The sequence below is a fragment of the Massilia glaciei genome, from assembly GCF_003011895.2.
GTDB classification, from domain to species: domain Bacteria; phylum Pseudomonadota; class Gammaproteobacteria; order Burkholderiales; family Burkholderiaceae_D; genus Telluria_A; species Telluria_A glaciei.
Genome location: NZ_PXWF02000346.1, coordinates 54,285 through 69,027, shown reverse-complemented (window position 1 = coordinate 69,027; position 14,743 = coordinate 54,285). Strand labels below are relative to the sequence as shown.

The 14,743-nt window shown below is 66.5% G+C and carries 18 protein-coding genes, 1 tRNA gene and 1 pseudogene; 12 read left to right on the top strand and 8 right to left on the bottom strand.

Annotation, left to right across the window (positions count from 1 at the left end; genetic code table 11):
• The first annotated feature begins 161 nt into the window (after positions 1-161).
• Positions 162-842, top strand: coding sequence for an electron transport complex subunit RsxB (gene rsxB, locus C7C56_RS27720; protein ID WP_106760548.1), 681 nt, complete (start codon positions 162-164; stop codon positions 840-842).
• 3 nt (positions 843-845) lie between these two features.
• A complete protein-coding gene (nth, locus tag C7C56_RS27715) occupies positions 846-1,493 on the top strand; it encodes an endonuclease III (RefSeq protein ID WP_106760547.1) in 648 nt (215 codons plus the stop codon).
• Positions 1,494-1,575: 82 nt separating this feature from the next.
• Here the strand turns inward: nth and C7C56_RS27710 are convergent, their stop codons facing one another.
• Positions 1,576-2,418, bottom strand: a complete 843-nt coding sequence (locus C7C56_RS27710; RefSeq protein WP_106760546.1) for a c-type cytochrome — start codon at positions 2,416-2,418, stop codon at positions 1,576-1,578.
• 97 nt (positions 2,419-2,515) lie between these two features.
• On the bottom strand, positions 2,516-2,908 hold the full coding sequence (locus C7C56_RS27705) for a DUF302 domain-containing protein (RefSeq protein WP_106760573.1): 393 nt from the start codon (positions 2,906-2,908) through the stop codon (positions 2,516-2,518).
• A 214-nt stretch (positions 2,909-3,122) separates the two neighbouring features.
• On the opposite strand from C7C56_RS27705, the gene C7C56_RS27700 reads away from it, so the two are divergent.
• From C7C56_RS27700 to C7C56_RS27665, 8 genes and pseudogenes are all read left to right on the top strand, one after another.
• Positions 3,123-3,455: an ArsR/SmtB family transcription factor gene (locus C7C56_RS27700; protein ID WP_219933249.1), complete on the top strand. Its 333-nt coding sequence runs from the start codon at positions 3,123-3,125 to the stop codon at positions 3,453-3,455.
• The gene (locus tag C7C56_RS27695; RefSeq protein WP_106760545.1) at positions 3,452-3,883 is read left to right on the top strand and encodes a YeeE/YedE family protein; all 432 of its coding nucleotides are present in this window, start codon (positions 3,452-3,454) and stop codon (positions 3,881-3,883) included. Before C7C56_RS27700 ends, C7C56_RS27695 begins: the two co-directional genes overlap by 4 nt.
• Positions 3,884-3,893: 10 nt before the next feature.
• Complete coding sequence (locus C7C56_RS27690) at positions 3,894-4,325, top strand: YeeE/YedE family protein (protein ID WP_106760544.1); 432 nt, start codon at positions 3,894-3,896, stop codon at positions 4,323-4,325.
• Positions 4,326-4,338: 13 nt separating this feature from the next.
• Positions 4,339-5,136, top strand: coding sequence for a sulfite exporter TauE/SafE family protein (locus C7C56_RS27685; RefSeq protein ID WP_106760543.1), 798 nt, complete (start codon positions 4,339-4,341; stop codon positions 5,134-5,136).
• A gap of 215 nt (positions 5,137-5,351) precedes the next feature.
• Positions 5,352-6,053, top strand: coding sequence for an MBL fold metallo-hydrolase (locus C7C56_RS27680; RefSeq protein ID WP_106760542.1), 702 nt, complete (start codon positions 5,352-5,354; stop codon positions 6,051-6,053).
• 132 nt (positions 6,054-6,185) lie between these two features.
• Positions 6,186-7,496: a sigma-54 interaction domain-containing protein gene (locus C7C56_RS27675; RefSeq protein ID WP_106760541.1), complete on the top strand. Its 1,311-nt coding sequence runs from the start codon at positions 6,186-6,188 to the stop codon at positions 7,494-7,496.
• A gap of 194 nt (positions 7,497-7,690) precedes the next feature.
• Positions 7,691-7,921, top strand: a complete 231-nt coding sequence (locus C7C56_RS27670) for a YgaP family membrane protein (protein ID WP_370660254.1) — start codon at positions 7,691-7,693, stop codon at positions 7,919-7,921.
• A 48-nt stretch (positions 7,922-7,969) separates the two neighbouring features.
• Positions 7,970-8,304 (top strand): annotated as a pseudogene (locus C7C56_RS27665) (carboxymuconolactone decarboxylase family protein).
• Positions 8,305-8,409: 105 nt separating this feature from the next.
• On the opposite strand, the gene proB reads toward C7C56_RS27665, so the two are convergent.
• The 5 genes from proB to rplU form a co-directional block, all read right to left on the bottom strand.
• Positions 8,410-9,528, bottom strand: a complete 1,119-nt coding sequence (proB, locus tag C7C56_RS27660; protein WP_106760540.1) for a glutamate 5-kinase — start codon at positions 9,526-9,528, stop codon at positions 8,410-8,412.
• Positions 9,525-9,923 (bottom strand): DUF4345 family protein, encoded by a 399-nt coding sequence (locus C7C56_RS27655; RefSeq protein WP_106760539.1) that lies wholly within the window; start codon positions 9,921-9,923, stop codon positions 9,525-9,527. Before C7C56_RS27655 ends, proB begins: the two co-directional genes overlap by 4 nt.
• 12 nt (positions 9,924-9,935) lie before the next feature.
• A complete protein-coding gene (gene obgE, locus C7C56_RS27650; RefSeq protein ID WP_106760538.1) occupies positions 9,936-11,045 on the bottom strand; it encodes a GTPase ObgE in 1,110 nt (369 codons plus the stop codon).
• A 192-nt stretch (positions 11,046-11,237) separates the two neighbouring features.
• On the bottom strand, positions 11,238-11,516 hold the full coding sequence (gene rpmA / locus C7C56_RS27645; protein WP_106760537.1) for a 50S ribosomal protein L27: 279 nt from the start codon (positions 11,514-11,516) through the stop codon (positions 11,238-11,240).
• A 41-nt stretch (positions 11,517-11,557) separates the two neighbouring features.
• A complete protein-coding gene (gene rplU, locus C7C56_RS27640; RefSeq protein ID WP_106760570.1) occupies positions 11,558-11,869 on the bottom strand; it encodes a 50S ribosomal protein L21 in 312 nt (103 codons plus the stop codon).
• Between the two features lie 260 nt (positions 11,870-12,129).
• Between rplU and ispB the strand changes: the two genes are divergently transcribed.
• Positions 12,130-13,119: an octaprenyl diphosphate synthase gene (ispB, locus tag C7C56_RS27635; RefSeq protein WP_106760536.1), complete on the top strand. Its 990-nt coding sequence runs from the start codon at positions 12,130-12,132 to the stop codon at positions 13,117-13,119.
• 36 nt (positions 13,120-13,155) lie between these two features.
• A tRNA-Pro gene (locus tag C7C56_RS27630) sits at positions 13,156-13,232 on the top strand.
• A 398-nt stretch (positions 13,233-13,630) separates the two neighbouring features.
• Here C7C56_RS27630 and C7C56_RS27625 read toward each other — a convergent pair.
• Positions 13,631-14,722 (bottom strand): Gfo/Idh/MocA family protein, encoded by a 1,092-nt coding sequence (locus C7C56_RS27625; RefSeq protein WP_106760535.1) that lies wholly within the window; start codon positions 14,720-14,722, stop codon positions 13,631-13,633.
• Positions 14,723-14,743: the final 21 nt, after the last annotated feature.

Genomic DNA, 14,743 nt, shown 5'->3' with positions numbered 1-14,743 from the left:
CTAAACGCCACGCCTAAACGCCACGCCTAAACGCCACGCTCCCGAAATCCCCGCCGCTCACGCCGCGGGGCTTTTTTCGTCCGCCGGCGCGAAGCCAATTGGCGGATAATGATGACTTTTCCAGCTGATGTCTTTTCCTGCCATTAGACAACGACACCGCCGTGCTTAAAACCCTCGCCGACCAGATCGAAGACCTGCTGCCGCAGACGCAATGCACCAAATGCGGCTACCCGGCGTGCCGCCCGTACGCGCAGGCGATCGCCGCTGGCGAGGCCGACATCAACCAGTGCCCGCCCGGCGGTGCGGAAGGCGTGGCGCGGCTCGCCAAGTTGTTGGGGCGCGCGGTCATCCCGATCAATCCGGTCAACGGGGTCGAGCGCGCGCGCCCGGTCGCCTTCATCGACGAGTCGCTCTGCATCGGCTGCACCCTGTGCATCCAGGCCTGCCCGGTCGACGCGATCATGGGCGCGGCCAAGCAAATGCACACCATTTTGCCGAGCCTGTGCACCGGCTGCGACCTGTGCGTGGCGCCCTGCCCGGTCGACTGCATCGCCATGATCCCGGTGACGCAGGAGCGCAGCGGCTGGGCCGCCTGGTCGCAGGAGGCGGCCGACGGCGCGCGCGCGCGGCACGACCTGCGCGAACTGCGCCTCAAGCGCGAACGCGACGAGAACGACGCGCGGCTGGCGGCCAAGGCGGTGGCAAAAATGAAGGAGGTCAGCGCCTGCGTGACCAACACGCCCGACGAAGCCGCCGAAAAGGAGCGCAAGCGCGCCATCATCGCGGCCGCCATGGAGCGCGCGCGCGCCAAGGCGGCGGCGCCGTCCGAACCAAAAGACTAATCAATGAACGCAGCCAAACGCATCGAGATTTTCACGCGCTTCCGCGCGGCCAACCCCAAGCCCGAGACGGAGCTCGAATACACCACCCCGTTCGAGCTGTTGATCGCGGTGCTGCTGTCGGCGCAGGCGACCGACGTCGGCGTGAACAAGGCCACGCGCAAGCTCTACCCGGTGGCGAACACGCCCGAAAAAATCCTCGCGCTCGGACTCGACGAACTCAAAACCCACATCCAGACGATCGGGCTGTATCCGACCAAGGCCAAGAACGTGATCGCGACCTGCCAGATTCTGGTGGAGCAGCATGGCGGCCAGGTGCCGCACGATCGCGCGGCGCTCGAGGCGCTGCCGGGCGTGGGCCGCAAGACGGCCAACGTGGTGCTGAACACGGCGTTTGGCGACCCGACCATCGCGGTCGACACGCATATCTTCCGCGTCTCGAACCGCACGAAAATCGCGCCGGGGAAGAATGTCGACGTGGTCGAGCAAAAGCTGCTCAAGTTCGTGCCGAAGGAGTTTTTGCACGACGCCCACCACTGGCTGATCCTGCATGGCCGCTACACCTGCGTGGCGCGCAAGCCGCTGTGCTGGAACTGCATGATCGCCGACCTGTGCGAGTACAAGGACAAGACGCCGGCGCCGGCCGGCGCCTGAGCGTGTTTTCGGGCATGCGCGCGGGACGGCGGCGCGCTCGACCGGGGGCCGGCGCCCCATGCCTACGCGCGCCACCGCCGCGTCAGCTGCGCGCGTCCTTGGGCTTGCCGCCTTTCGGCCAATCCCTGGCCTTGAATTTGTACACCGGGCGCGGCAGGCGCGTGAAATACTCGGCGACGTCGAGCGCCTCCTGGTCGCTCAGGCTGCCGCCCTGGCCGAGCGGCATGTTGTGCTTGACGAAGGCGGCCGCCGTGTACGTGCGCGCCATGCCGGCGCCGTCGTTGAACGAATCGTTTCCGGCAACCGGCGGAAACAGGTAGCCGCCGGCCGGGTTCGCGATGCCGGCGCCGGCCGCGCCGTGGCAGCTGGCGCACTTGGCCGAATACACGACCTTGCCGCGCGCCAAATCGGGTTTGAGCTTCTGGTCGAGCGGACCGAATCCCCGCCCTTTCACGCTTGTTCCGGTCGGCACGCCCGTCGACAGCCATTGCATGTAGGCCAGGATGTGGTTCATTTCGGCCGAGTCGTAGGCAAGCGGCTTGCCATTCATCGACCGTTCGAAGCAGTCGTTGACCCTCTGCGTCAGGGAAATGACCTTTCCGCTGCGCGAGCGAAATTCGGGGAACACGCCCCAGATGCCAACCCAGGGCGAGGCCTTGGGCGTGGTTCCCCCGGCGAGGTGGCAACTGCTGCAATTGAGTCCGTTGCCGACATTCCTGGGCAGGTGCAGCCGGGTCTGGGTCAGCAGCTTTTTGCCCTCCCGGATTGCCAGCCCCTGCGGGCCCGGCGGGATGCTCGACTCGGCGGGCACGGCGAACGGCGCGGACACGGGCGCGGACACGGGCGCGGGCGCGCCGCCGGCGGCCGCGCCGCACGCCACGCCCAGCGCGAGGGCGCCGGTGATCAATCGAAGTTTCATGTTCATGTGCTGCTCCGGTGGGGCGCGATGGCGCGTGGTGGACGCGAACGTGGTGGACGCGAAGCGTCGATGGCCGGGCCGGCCGGCCCGTGCCGCCGGCGCGTCACAGCGCGTCCATCACACGTTCGAGCTTCTGGCGCACCTCCCCCGCGAGCGCGGCGATGGCGGGCTTGTCGACCAGCCGAAGCACCGCGTCGGTATCCATGAATTCGACGCTCACCGCGCCACCGGCGATCTGCCGCACCAGCACGTTGCACGGCAAAAGCAGGCCGATCGATGGCTCGGCCTCGATCGCCCGCTGCGCCAGCGCCGGGTTGCAGGCGCCCAGTATCCGGTACGCCGGCATGTCGGCGCCGAGCTTCTTCTTGAGGGTGGCGGCGACGTCGATGTCGCTAAGGATGCCGAATCCCTCTGTCTGCAGGGCGGCCGTCACGCGTTCGACCGCCTCGTCGAAGGCGCACGCCACGGTTTTGCCAAAGCCATATTTAGTTGTCATTTCTTTACTCCGGTTGATGTTGTTTGTTCCGCCCCGCGACTGCCGGGCGGTCGCTCGGGTGCCGCGCGCCATGCCGCGCGGCGGCGCCATGTCCGGGCCGGCGCCCGCCAATCGGACGTCCGACAACCAAAATATAAATTTACATTATATTGAATTATATTTTGTCGTGATGTATAGTATCCCCATGCCAGACAAACCGCAAGGAGGATTCACCATGAACGAGCCCGTCCCGTTCGACCCGGCCGCGATGCGCGCGGCGGCGGCGCAGGCGTGCGCCCTGCTCAAGGCGCTCTCGAACGCGGACCGGCTGCTGCTGCTGTGCCAGCTCACGCGGGGCCCGCTCAGCGTGGGCGGGCTCGAAGGCGCCACCGGCATCGGGCAGCCGACCCTGTCCCAGCAGCTCGGCGTGCTGCGCGACGAAGCGCTGGTGCGCACGCGGCGCGAAGGAAGGCAGATTTTCTACAGCATCGCCAGCGGCGGGGCGATGGCTGTTCTCGCGCTGCTGCACCAACTTTATTGTGAACAAACGAAGGGAGCACCATCATGACGATTGACTGGACAAATTTCACACCCTTGGCCTCGGCGGCTGGCGGCGCATTGATCGGGTTGGCGGCGGCGCTGTTCGTGCTGTTCAACGGCCGCATCGCCGGCATCAGCGGCATCCTGGGCGGCCTGCTGCAATGGCCCAGGGGCGACAGCGCCTGGCGCGTCGCCTTCCTGCTCGGCCTGGTCGCCGCCCCGCTCGCCTATGGCATGTTCGCGCCGCTGCCTGCGGTGCGGGTCGAGGCCGGCACCGCGACGCTGGTCGCGGCCGGCCTGCTGGTCGGGGTCGGCACCCGCTACGGCGCCGGCTGCACCAGCGGCCACGGCGTCTGCGGACTGTCGCGCATGTCGCCGCGCTCGCTGGTGGCGACCGGCGCCTTCATGGCGGCCGGTTTCGCCACCGTCCTCATCGTCCGCCACCTCATTGAATAAGGAGCACATCATGCAAATCATCATGGCACTACTGGTCGGCCTGGTCTTCGGCATGGGCCTGATCGTCTCGGGCATGACCGACCCGTCGAAGGTCATCGGCTTCCTCGACCTGGCCGGCAACTGGGATCCCTCGCTCGGCTTCGTCATGGGCGGCGCGGTGCTGGTCGGGCTGGTCGCGTTCGGCTTCGCGTCGCGGCGCGACAAGTCGCTGCTCGGGGCCCCCATGCGCCTGCCCAGCGCCACCGAGATCGACCGCCGGCTGGTGCTCGGCAGCGTCGCCTTCGGCGCCGGCTGGGGACTGGCCGGCTACTGCCCGGGACCGGCACTGGCCTCGCTCGCCGCCGGTGGCGCCAAGCCGATGATCTTCGTCGCGGCCATGGTCGCCGGCATGGCCATTTTCGAATTGCTCGAGCGCCTTCCGGCGCGCGGGCGGGCGGCATGAAGGGCGCGCCGCCATGCTGACCGCGCTCGGACTGGGACTGGTGGTCGGCGTCATCCTCGCGCTCACCGGCGCCGGCGGCGGCATCCTGGCGGTGCCGCTGCTGGTGTTCGGCATCGGCATGGGGGTGGCCGAGGCCGGCCCGATCGGCCTGCTGGCGGTCGGCATGGCGGCCGCGCTCGGCGCCGTGCTCGGCCTGCGCGAGGGCATCGTGCGCTACCGCGCCGCCATGCTGATCGCCGGGTCCGGCATGCTGTTGTCGCCGCTCGGCCTGTGGCTGGCGCACCGGATCGACAACCGCTGGCTCAGCGTGCTGTTCGCGCTGATCCTGCTGTTGGTGGCGTTTCGCACCCTGCGCCAGCCGCGCCGCCCCGCGCCGCCGCCCGCGGCCGGGGGCCCCGCGCCCCAACCCTGCCAACGTGGCGGGAGCGGGCGCTTCGTCTGGACCAGCGCCTGCGCGCGCGCGCTGGTGCTCTCTGGCACCGTCGCCGGACTGCTCTCTGGCCTGCTCGGGGTGGGCGGCGGCTTTGTCATGGTGCCGGCGCTGCAGCGCTACACCGACCTGGCCATGCGCTCGGTGGTGGCGACCTCGCTGGCGGTGATCGCGCTCGTCTCGGTGACCGGCGTGGCCGCCAGCGCCGCCAGCGGCGGCATGGCGTGGCCCGTGGCGCTTCCGTTCGCCGCCGGCGCGCTGGCCGGCATGCTGGGCGGGCGCATGCTGTCGGCGCGGCTGGCCGGCCCCCAGCTCCAGATCGGCTTCGCGCTGGTCTCGGCGGCGGTCGGCGTCGGCATGATCGTCAAGTCGGTGTTGTAGCAGCCTGTCGGACTTAAAGGAAATCGGCTGCAAATCCGCCTGAGCGGTCCATATTTCGCCGCTTTTTTGGTCAATAGAATAACTATTGACCTTCAAAATCGTCGAAATCTGTCCTCGCTCAGCCGAATTTTCGCTTCGATTCTTTAAGTCCGACAGACTGCTAGCAGCCCCGCCCTTTGCACCCATTTTCCCCATCCCCCTTCCGGAGACCCGCGATGAATGTCCTTCCCGTCCAGCTGTTCGATGCCGAATCATCGACCTTCACCTACATCCTGATCGCCGGCGACGGCAAGTCGGCCGTCATCATCGACCCGGTCGAGCGTCATTGGGAGCGCGACCTGGCCCATCTAGCGCGGCTCGGGCTCGAGCTTGCCTACGTGCTCGAAACCCACGCCCACGCCGACCATGTGACCTCGGCCGGCAAGCTGCGCGCGCTCACCGGCGCCCGGGCCGCCGTGCCGTCCGGTTGCGGCATCGCCCCGGCCGAGCTGCAGCTTGGCGATGGCGACATCATCGGCTTCGGCGCCCACGACCAGATCGCGGTGCTGCACACGCCCGGCCACACCGCCGGCAGCGTCAGCTATCTCTGGCGCGGCAACGCCTTCAGCGGCGACACCTTGCTGATCGACGGCTGCGGGCGCACCGACTTCCAGGGCGGCAGCGCGGCGGCGCTGCACGAGAGCGTGGTCGGCAAGCTGTTCGCGCTGCCCGACGCCACCCGCGTGTGGCCCGGCCACGACTACAAGGGGCAGTCGGTGTCGAGCATCGGATGGGAGAAGCGGCACAACGCCCGCCTGGCCAACCGCGGCAAGGACGACTTTGTCGCGCTGATGGCGGCGCTCGACCTGCCCAAGCCGAGGCTGATCGACATCGCCGTGCCCGCCAACCGGAACCTGGGGCTGCCGCATGGCGCCTGACGCGCGCCCCGGCGGACCCGATCATTTGCCCGGCACCGGGCCCGAACGGCGCCGGCGCCGCGGCTGCCAGCGGCGGCCGCGCTCGACGGGCATGGCGGCGCCGGACGGCGTGCCCAGGGGCCCGGAGCGACGATGACCGGCCGGCCGCCCCTCCCCGCCACGCCGCCGGCCCTGTCCGCGCCGATACAGTCGCTGGTGTCGTTTCTCGAGCACGAGCCCGACCCGATGATAGTGCTCGACGCCGACCACAACATCCTGGCCGCCAACAGCGCCTACCAGCGCCAGTTCGGCAGCGCCTTGCAGCCATTCATCGGCCACAAGTGCTACAAGGTCTCGCACCACCACGAGGTGCCCTGCGACCAGGCCGGCGAACACTGTCCGATGAGGAAGGCACGGCAATTGCGCGGACCGGAGCGCGTGCTGCACATCCACCACACGCCGCGCGGCCCCGAGCATGTCGAGGTCGAACTGCGCCCGATCCTCGACGCGGCCGGCGCGATCACCGCCTACGTCGAGCGGCTCACGACGGTGCGCGGCGCGTCGGCGCGTCCAAGCGAAGAGGGGTTGGTCGGCCGCTCGCCGGCCTTCAACCTGGCGCTGGCGGCGCTGCGGCGGGTGGCGCCGTCCACCCTGCCGGTGCTGTTGCTGGGCGAGTCGGGCAGCGGCAAGGAGCTGTTCGCGCGCGCGGTGCACGAAACCAGCGACCGCGCCGGCGGCCCGCTGGTCGTCGTCGACTGCTCGGGCCTGACCGAAACGCTGTTCGAGAGCGAATTGTTCGGCCACGAAAAGGGCGCCTTCACGGGCGCAGCCGCGCGCAAGCCGGGGTTGGTCGAGACGGCGCAGGGCGGCACCCTGTTCCTCGACGAGATCGGCGATGTGCCGCTGGCGATGCAGGTCAAGCTGCTGCGGCTGATCGAATCGGGCACCTATCGGCGCGTCGGCGGGGTCGAAACCTTGCACGCCAATTTCCGGCTCGTTGCCGCGACCCACAAGCCGTTGGAGAAGATGATGGCCGAGGGCCGTTTTCGGCAAGACCTGTATTACCGCATCAGCGTCTTTCCGATCGCGCTGCCGCCGCTGCGCGAACGCGCCGGCGACATCGCCTTGCTGGTCGATTCGTTCCTGCGGCGCGCCGGCGCCGGCACGCGCAAGTTGACGATCGCGCCGGACGCCCTGGCGCAGCTGCAGCGGCGCGCCTGGCCGGGCAACGTGCGCGAGTTGCGCAACGCGCTCGAACGGGCCAGGCTGTTCGCCGACGACGGCGTGATCCGGAGCGAGCACCTGCCCGCCGCGCCGCTCGGGCAAGGCGCCGCGCCGCCGGCCGCCGGCGCGCTGGCGGCGGCGCTCCCCACATTCGGCGGCACCCGCGGCGAACTGGCAGCGCACCTGGGCATCAGCGAGCGCACGCTGTACCGGCGCCTGAAGGCGCAAGGCCTGGACTAGCAGCCCGTGGCGGCGCCCGCCGATCGCCGCCGATCCTGGCAATCACTGCCAATCACTGCCAGCGCTGCCACATTGGCAGACATCGCACCGCGCGCCCGCGCGCAAGTGCTTGTTATTAATCAAAAAAAACCCGCTCGCGCGCTGGCACGGAACGTGCGACGGTATGCATACGACCCGTTCCGAAGCCCGGCGACATGCGCCATGGCGGCGGGCTCGCATTCAAGGGGAAAGTCATGCAGGCAAACGTAGGAAGTATCGACCGCGCGATTCGGATTCTGGTTGGGCTGGGCCTGATCGCGGCCACGCTGTTTGGCGTGATCGGGGTATGGGGCTGGATCGGCGTGGTTCCGCTGGCGACCGGGATTATCGGCACCTGCCCGGCCTACCTGCCGTTCGGGATCCGCACTTGCGCGGCGAAAAAATAAACAAAAAAAACATCAAGCCAAAATAAACCACACCATCGGGGAAATCGAATGGCAAACACTGCAAATGGATACAAGGAATTGACCGCATCGGTGTCGAAGCAACTCGGCACCCTGCGCGAGGACCTTCCCGACGTGATGAAGGGGTTTGGCGAGCTGGCGCGGGCCGCGACGCGCGACGGCGCCCTCAGCCGCAAGACCAAGGAACTGATCGCGCTGACCTTGGGCGTGGCGGCCCATTGCGACGCCTGCATCGGCTTTCATGTGCAGGCGCTGGTCAGGCTCGGCACCACCAAGGCAGAACTCGAGGAGGCCCTGGGGGGCCATCGGCGATGTATTCGGCCAACGCCTTGGCGGCATTCGAAGAATTTTCGGCGCCGCAGTAGGCGGCCTTGGGCGGCCGGCCGCGGAGGCCTTGACCAGCGCCGCGGTGCCGATCTTGAAGCTGCCCGCGGCCCTGCCTTGCCGATCGCGGCCCCGCTGGCGCGGCGCTACAGCAAGACCAGATTATCCCGGTGAATCAGCTCTTTCCCCTCGAGGAAACCGAGAATCGATTCGATCTCCGCCGACGGCTTGCGCATGATCCTGCGCGCCTCCGCGCTGGTGTAGTTGCTCAAGCCGCGCGCCAGCGCCCGGCCGTCCTCGGCGATGCAGGTGATGACCGCGCCGCGTCCAAACTCGCCCCTGACCTCGACCACGCCGATCGGCAGCAGCGACTTGCCTTCGTTCGACAGCTTCTGGACCGCGCCGGCGTCGATCACCACCTTGCCGGCGGTGTGCAGATGGTCCGCCATCCACTGCTTGCGTGCGGTCAGGCGCCCGGTCTGCGCCGATAGTTCGGTGCCGATCGCCTCGCCGTTGGCGAGCCGGGTGAGCACGTCGCTGTCGCGCCCCCAGGCGATGATGGTGTGCGCGCCCGACGCCGCGGCGCGCTTGGCCGCCAAAATCTTGGTCAGCATCCCGCCGCGCCCGATGCTGCTGCCGGCGCCGCCGGCCATGGCCTCGAGCGCCGGATCGCCGGCCTGACACCGCGCGATCAGCACCGCCGCCGGATCCTTGCGCGGGTCGGCGCTGAACAGCCCATGCTGGTCGGTCAGGATGATCAGCGCGTCGGCCTCGATCAGGTTGGCGACGAGCGCGCCGAGGGTGTCGTTGTCGCCGAACTTGATCTCGTCGGTGACGACGGTGTCGTTCTCGTTGATGATCGGGACCACGCCGAATCGCAGCAGCGTGGTCAGGGTCGAGCGCGCGTTCAGGTAGCGCTCGCGGTCGGCCAGGTCGGCGTGCGTGAGCAGCACCTGCGCCGTGCCCAGCCCGTGCGCGCGGAAGCTCGACTCGTAGATTTGCGCGAGCCCCATCTGGCCGACGGCGGCGCAGGCCTGCAGCTCGTGGATGTCGGTGGGACGGGTCTCGAATTTAAGGCGCAGCATGCCCTCGGCGACCGCGCCCGAACTGACCAGCACGACCTCCTTGCCCAGCGCGCGCAGCGCGGCGATCTGGGCGGCCCAGCGCGCGATGGCGGCGTGGTCGAGCCCGCGCCCGTCGTTGGTGACGAGCGAGGAGCCAACCTTGATGATGATACGGGTCGCTTTTTGTATGACGGATTTCATCGGCGGCGGTTCTGTGTGAACGCGGGGCGCAATGCGAGCAGCGCGAGGCCACCCAGCAGTTCGATCACGCATATGACTAACAACAATCCCTGGGGCAGGCCAATGGCGAAGGCCGCGATGAGGCGGCCGGCCGGCTGCGCCAGCACGAACAATGCGGTGATATCGCCGAGGATAGGCTGGTCGCCATGCCTTGAAGCCAACAGTGCCAACCCCGCGGTAGCGAGACGGACGCCGACGTACATCGCGTAAAACTGGCTGTAGCCGTTTACGCCGGTCATAAACACACCCATGCTGCGCGCGACCCGGTCCGGGTCGATCATCGCGAACAGCGCCGCCAGCGAACTGATGCTGGCCACGAAGAACAGCAGATGCTGACGCAGCACCGCCTTCAGCATGGGCGTTTCAAACTAGTCGAGAATTTTAAAACGCGGATCTTCCGGATCGATCGACGCGATGCCGCGGGCTTCCTCGGTCATCTGCGTTTCTTCGGAACGGTATTCGCTGGCCTTCTTCTCTTCGAGGTGCTTGTAGATCGCGTGCACCAGCTCCGGGCAACCGTCGTGGCTGAGCGCAGAAATCTCGAACACGGGGCCCTTCCAGGCCATGCGCTTGACGAAATCCTTGACCAGCTTCTTGCGGTCCTCCTCGGGCACCACGTCGAGCTTGTTGAGCACGAACCAGCGCGGCTTGTCGACCAGCGCCTCGTCGTACTTTTGCAGCTCCTTGATTAGCGCCTTGGCTTCCTTGACCGGATCGACGCCCGACTCGAACGGCGCCATGTCGACGATATGGAGCAGCAGGCCGGTGCGCTGCAGGTGGCGCAGGAACTGGTGGCCCAAGCCCGCGCCTTCGGAGGCGCCTTCGATCAAGCCGGGAATATCGGCGATCACAAAGCTCTTCTCGTGCGAGACGCGCACCACGCCGAGGTTCGGGTGCAGGGTCGTGAACGGATAGTCGGCGATCTTCGGGCGCGCGTTCGACACCGCCGTGATGAAGGTCGACTTGCCCGCGTTTGGCATGCCGAGCAGGCCGACGTCGGCCAGCACCTTGAGCTCGAGGCGCAGTTCGCGCCGTTCGCCCTCTTTGCCCTCGCCCTTTTGGCGCGGCGCGCGGTTGGTCGAGGACTTGAAATGGATGTTGCCCCATCCGCCCTCGCCGCCCTTGGCGAGCAACTCCACCTGGCCGTGCTCGGTCAGGTCGGCGATGATCTCGCCGTTGTTGTTATCGACGATCAAAGTGCCGACCGGCATGCGCATCATGATGTCGTCCGCGCCCTTGCCATAGCAGTCGGCGCCGCGGCCGGGTTCGCCGTCGCGGGCTTTGTGCATCTTGGAGTAGCGGAAATCGACCAATGTGTTGATATTGCGATCCGCCACCGCGAAGATGGAACCACCCTTGCCGCCGTCGCCGCCGTCGGGTCCGCCGAAAGGCCGGAATTTCTCCCGGCAGAACGAGGCGCAGCCGTTGCCGCCGTCGCCGGCGATCACTTCGATTTTTGCTTCGTCGATAAACTTCATAATTTTGCCGCTCTAAAAACTAAAAAGGCCCTACCGTTGGCAGAGCCTTTCGATGGAAGGGTATGCAGGGGATTCGCATTGCAAAGCAATGTGCCAGCTTACCGGTGTGCGCATATTTGCGCACACCCCTTCCCTGCAGGGACACAGGGCTTTCGCCTTACAAATGTGCGCTGAAATTCAGCGCCGAAACGATCAGGCTGCTGCCGCAACCGCTTCGTTAGGTACCACGGTCACGAACTGGTGCGACTGTGGGCCCTTGACGATGAACTTGACCTTGCCTGGGATGAGCGCAAACAGGGTGTGGTCCTTGCCGCAGCCAACGCCTTCGCCGGCGCGCACTGGCGTGCCGCGTTGACGAATGATGATGCCGCCGGCATTGATCGCTTGACCGCCATAAACCTTAACGCCGAGGCGCTTTGATTCTGAGTCACGACCGTTACGCGTTGTGCCGCCGCCTTTTTTATGTGCCATTTAAATACTCCTTGATAGCTGATTAATCGGGCAAACAGCGATTAGCCGTTGATCGATACGATTTGGATTTCGGTGTAATTCTGACGATGTCCCTGATGCTTTTGGTAGTGCTTACGACGACGCATCTTGAAAATCTTCACCTTATCGTGACGACCGTGTGCCACAACAGTAACCAGCACCGTTGCACCTTCGACCAATGGCGCACCAAACTTGATGGTGTCGCCCGCGCCTACTGCGAGAACTTGATCGATGGTGAGTTCGGAACCAATGTCTGCCGGTATCTGTTCTACTTTAAGTTTTTCGCCAGCGACAACTTTGTATTGTTTGCCACCGGTTTTTATGACCGCGTACATGATAGGAAACCTCATCAAATGTTAAAAGAATCTCCCCCTGCCGGACGCACGCAGGACGTGCACGCGACTTGGGGAACCTGTGATTATACATGGAATAAATTTTTCCGTCAAAACGTGCGCACAAGGCCGCTTGTTCGTGGTATGTGCACAACGACAACCTTGCGGCATGGGTGAACGGGGCGGCGCCGGGGCGGCCGGGACGACGGATGGCGCGGGCATGTCGTATAATCGGCGCACCCAACGTCCATTGCAGGTCAGCCTTGTCAGCCGCTATCTTACACGCTCCAAAAGTCAACATCGCAGAATCGATTGCCTCCGACATGGACGCAGTCAATGTGGTCATCCGGCAGCGGCTCCATTCCGAGGTCACCCTCGTCAACCAGATCGCCGAGTACATCATCAGCGCCGGCGGCAAGCGCATCCGCCCCGTGCTGGTGCTGCTGGTGGCCAACGCCTATGGTTACAAGGGCAGCGCCCACCACGAGCTGGCCGCGGTCGTTGAATTCATCCACACGGCCACGCTGCTGCACGACGACGTCGTCGACGAATCGTCGATGCGGCGCGGGCGCGCCACCGCCAACGCCCTGTTCGGCAACGCCGCCTCGGTGCTGGTGGGCGACTTTTTGTACTCGCGCGCGTTCCAGATGATGGTCGGCCTGGACAATATGCGGGTCATGCAGATCTTGTCGGACGCGACCAATGTGATCGCCGAGGGTGAAGTGCTGCAGCTGCTCAACATGCACAACCCCGACGTGAGCCAGGAAAGCTACCTGAATGTGATCCGCTCGAAAACGGCGAAGCTGTTCGAGGCTGCGGCCCAGCTAGGCGCGCTCATCTCCGGCGCCAGCGCCGCCGAGGTCGACGCGGCCGGCGAATACGGCCGCTCGCTCGGGACCGCGTTCCAGCTCATCGACGACGTGCTCGACTACGCCGGCGACGCGACCGAGATCGGCAAGAACGTCGGCGACGACCTGCGCGAAGGCAAGCCTACCCTGCCCTTGATCTACCTGATGGAGAACGGCACGCCCGAACAGCGCGAGCTTGTGCGCGCCTGCATCGAGCAGGGCGACGAGCAGCACTTCGACGCCATTTTGGCGGCCATCACCACCGGCGGCGCGCTCGACTACACGCGGCGCGAGGCGGAAATTGCCGCACAGCGCGCGGCCGACGCCATTTCTGGCCTGCCGGACAGCCTATATAAACAGAGTTTGCTCCAGCTCTGCGCGTTCGCGGTTGACCGCACCCACTAGGCCTGCTTAACTATCCCCTAAGCCGCAGTGCGGCGACGGGGTGTGGCTCAGCCTGGTAGAGCGCTGCGTTCGGGACGCAGAGTCCGGAGGTTCGAATCCTCGCACCCCGACCACCCCTCCCTCCGGCCGCCCCCGCGCCCGTCGATATTGTTCCGTTCTTCAATGTTGGGTTGTCGTGAGTTGCAAGGGCCAGGATACTGGCAAACAGGAAAAATCGGGTGTCCGGCTGGGAAGCCGACGGGCGCATGTTCTCTTTTGGCGGGGAAAAATCACGTCATTCCCGCGAAAGCGGGGACCCATGCAGAACATGCAGTCATGCGCCTTCCAAAGTTTGGTATGCACAGTTTGAAATTGCGCTGCCGAACCTTATCAATAGAATACCCGCGCTTGGATTTCCAACCAGCCCTGCGGCGCTGCGGTATCTTGATTGCCGTTCTTTATCCGGAATCGAAAGCCGGAGGTTCGAATCCTCCCACCACGACCAAACACGGGCGCCACGATTGGCGGCCGCTCAAGCCCGCAGCGCCACCCAACTCGACCCGCGCCGATCGCTTTCAAGCACCGCATCCATGAAGCGCAAGCCGGCCACGCCATCGCCGACGTCAGGCATGTCGAGCGCGTGCGACTGCATGGCTTGGCCCGTCTCCACCGCGATGATCTGGGCCGCGGCATCGCGGTACAGCTGCGCAAACGCTTCGAGATAGCCTTCGGGATGGCCCGAAGGCACCCGCGTCACCGCCTCCGCCGCCGAGCCCCGCACCCGCCCGCGCGTCAGGCGCTGGGCCGTGCCGCCCTGTGGCGTCATCCACAGCTGGTTCGGGTTTTCCTGGTCAAACGCCAGGCTCGCCTTGCTGCCGTACACCCGCAGGCGCAGCGCGTTTTCGCAGCCGGTCGCCATCTGGCTCGACCACAGCATGCCGCGCGCGCCGTTCGGGTAGCGCAGCATGACCTGCACATGGTCGTCGAGCACCTGGTCCGGCTGCATGCCGCTGACAAACGCGGCGAGGTGATACGCATGGCTGCCGATGTCGCCCAGGCAGCCGGCCGCGCCGGCGCGCAGAGGGTCGTTGTGCCAGTTGTTCTTCTGGTAGTCCGCGCCCTGGTTGGCCGCCTCGGCCAGCCAATCCTGCGCGTACTCGACGTGCACCAGGCGCACCTCGCCGATGTCGCCCGCCGCCACCATCGCGCGCGCGTGGCGCACCATCGGGTAGCCCGCGTAGACATGGGTCAGCGCGAACACGCGCCGCTTCGACAGTGCCAGCGCCGCCAGCGCCTCGCCTTCGGCCAGCGTGATCGCCAAGGGTTTGTCGCAGATGACGTGGATGCCCTGTTCGAGGAATGCCGTGGCGACCGGCGCGTGAAGGTAGTTCGGCGTGACGATGGCGACGACGTCGATGCCGTCGGGCCGGGCCGCTTCGCAGCGCGCCATTTCGGCATAGTCGGCGTAGCTGCGCTCGGGCGCGAGGCGGATGCCGGCGGCGCTGGCCGCGGCCCGCGCCGGCTGGCTCGACAGCGCTCCCGCCACCAGCTCGTAGCAATCGTCGAGCCGCGCGGCGATGCGGTGGACGGCACCAATGAACGCCCCGTCGCCACCGCCAACCATCCCAAGCCTTAGGCGTCGATG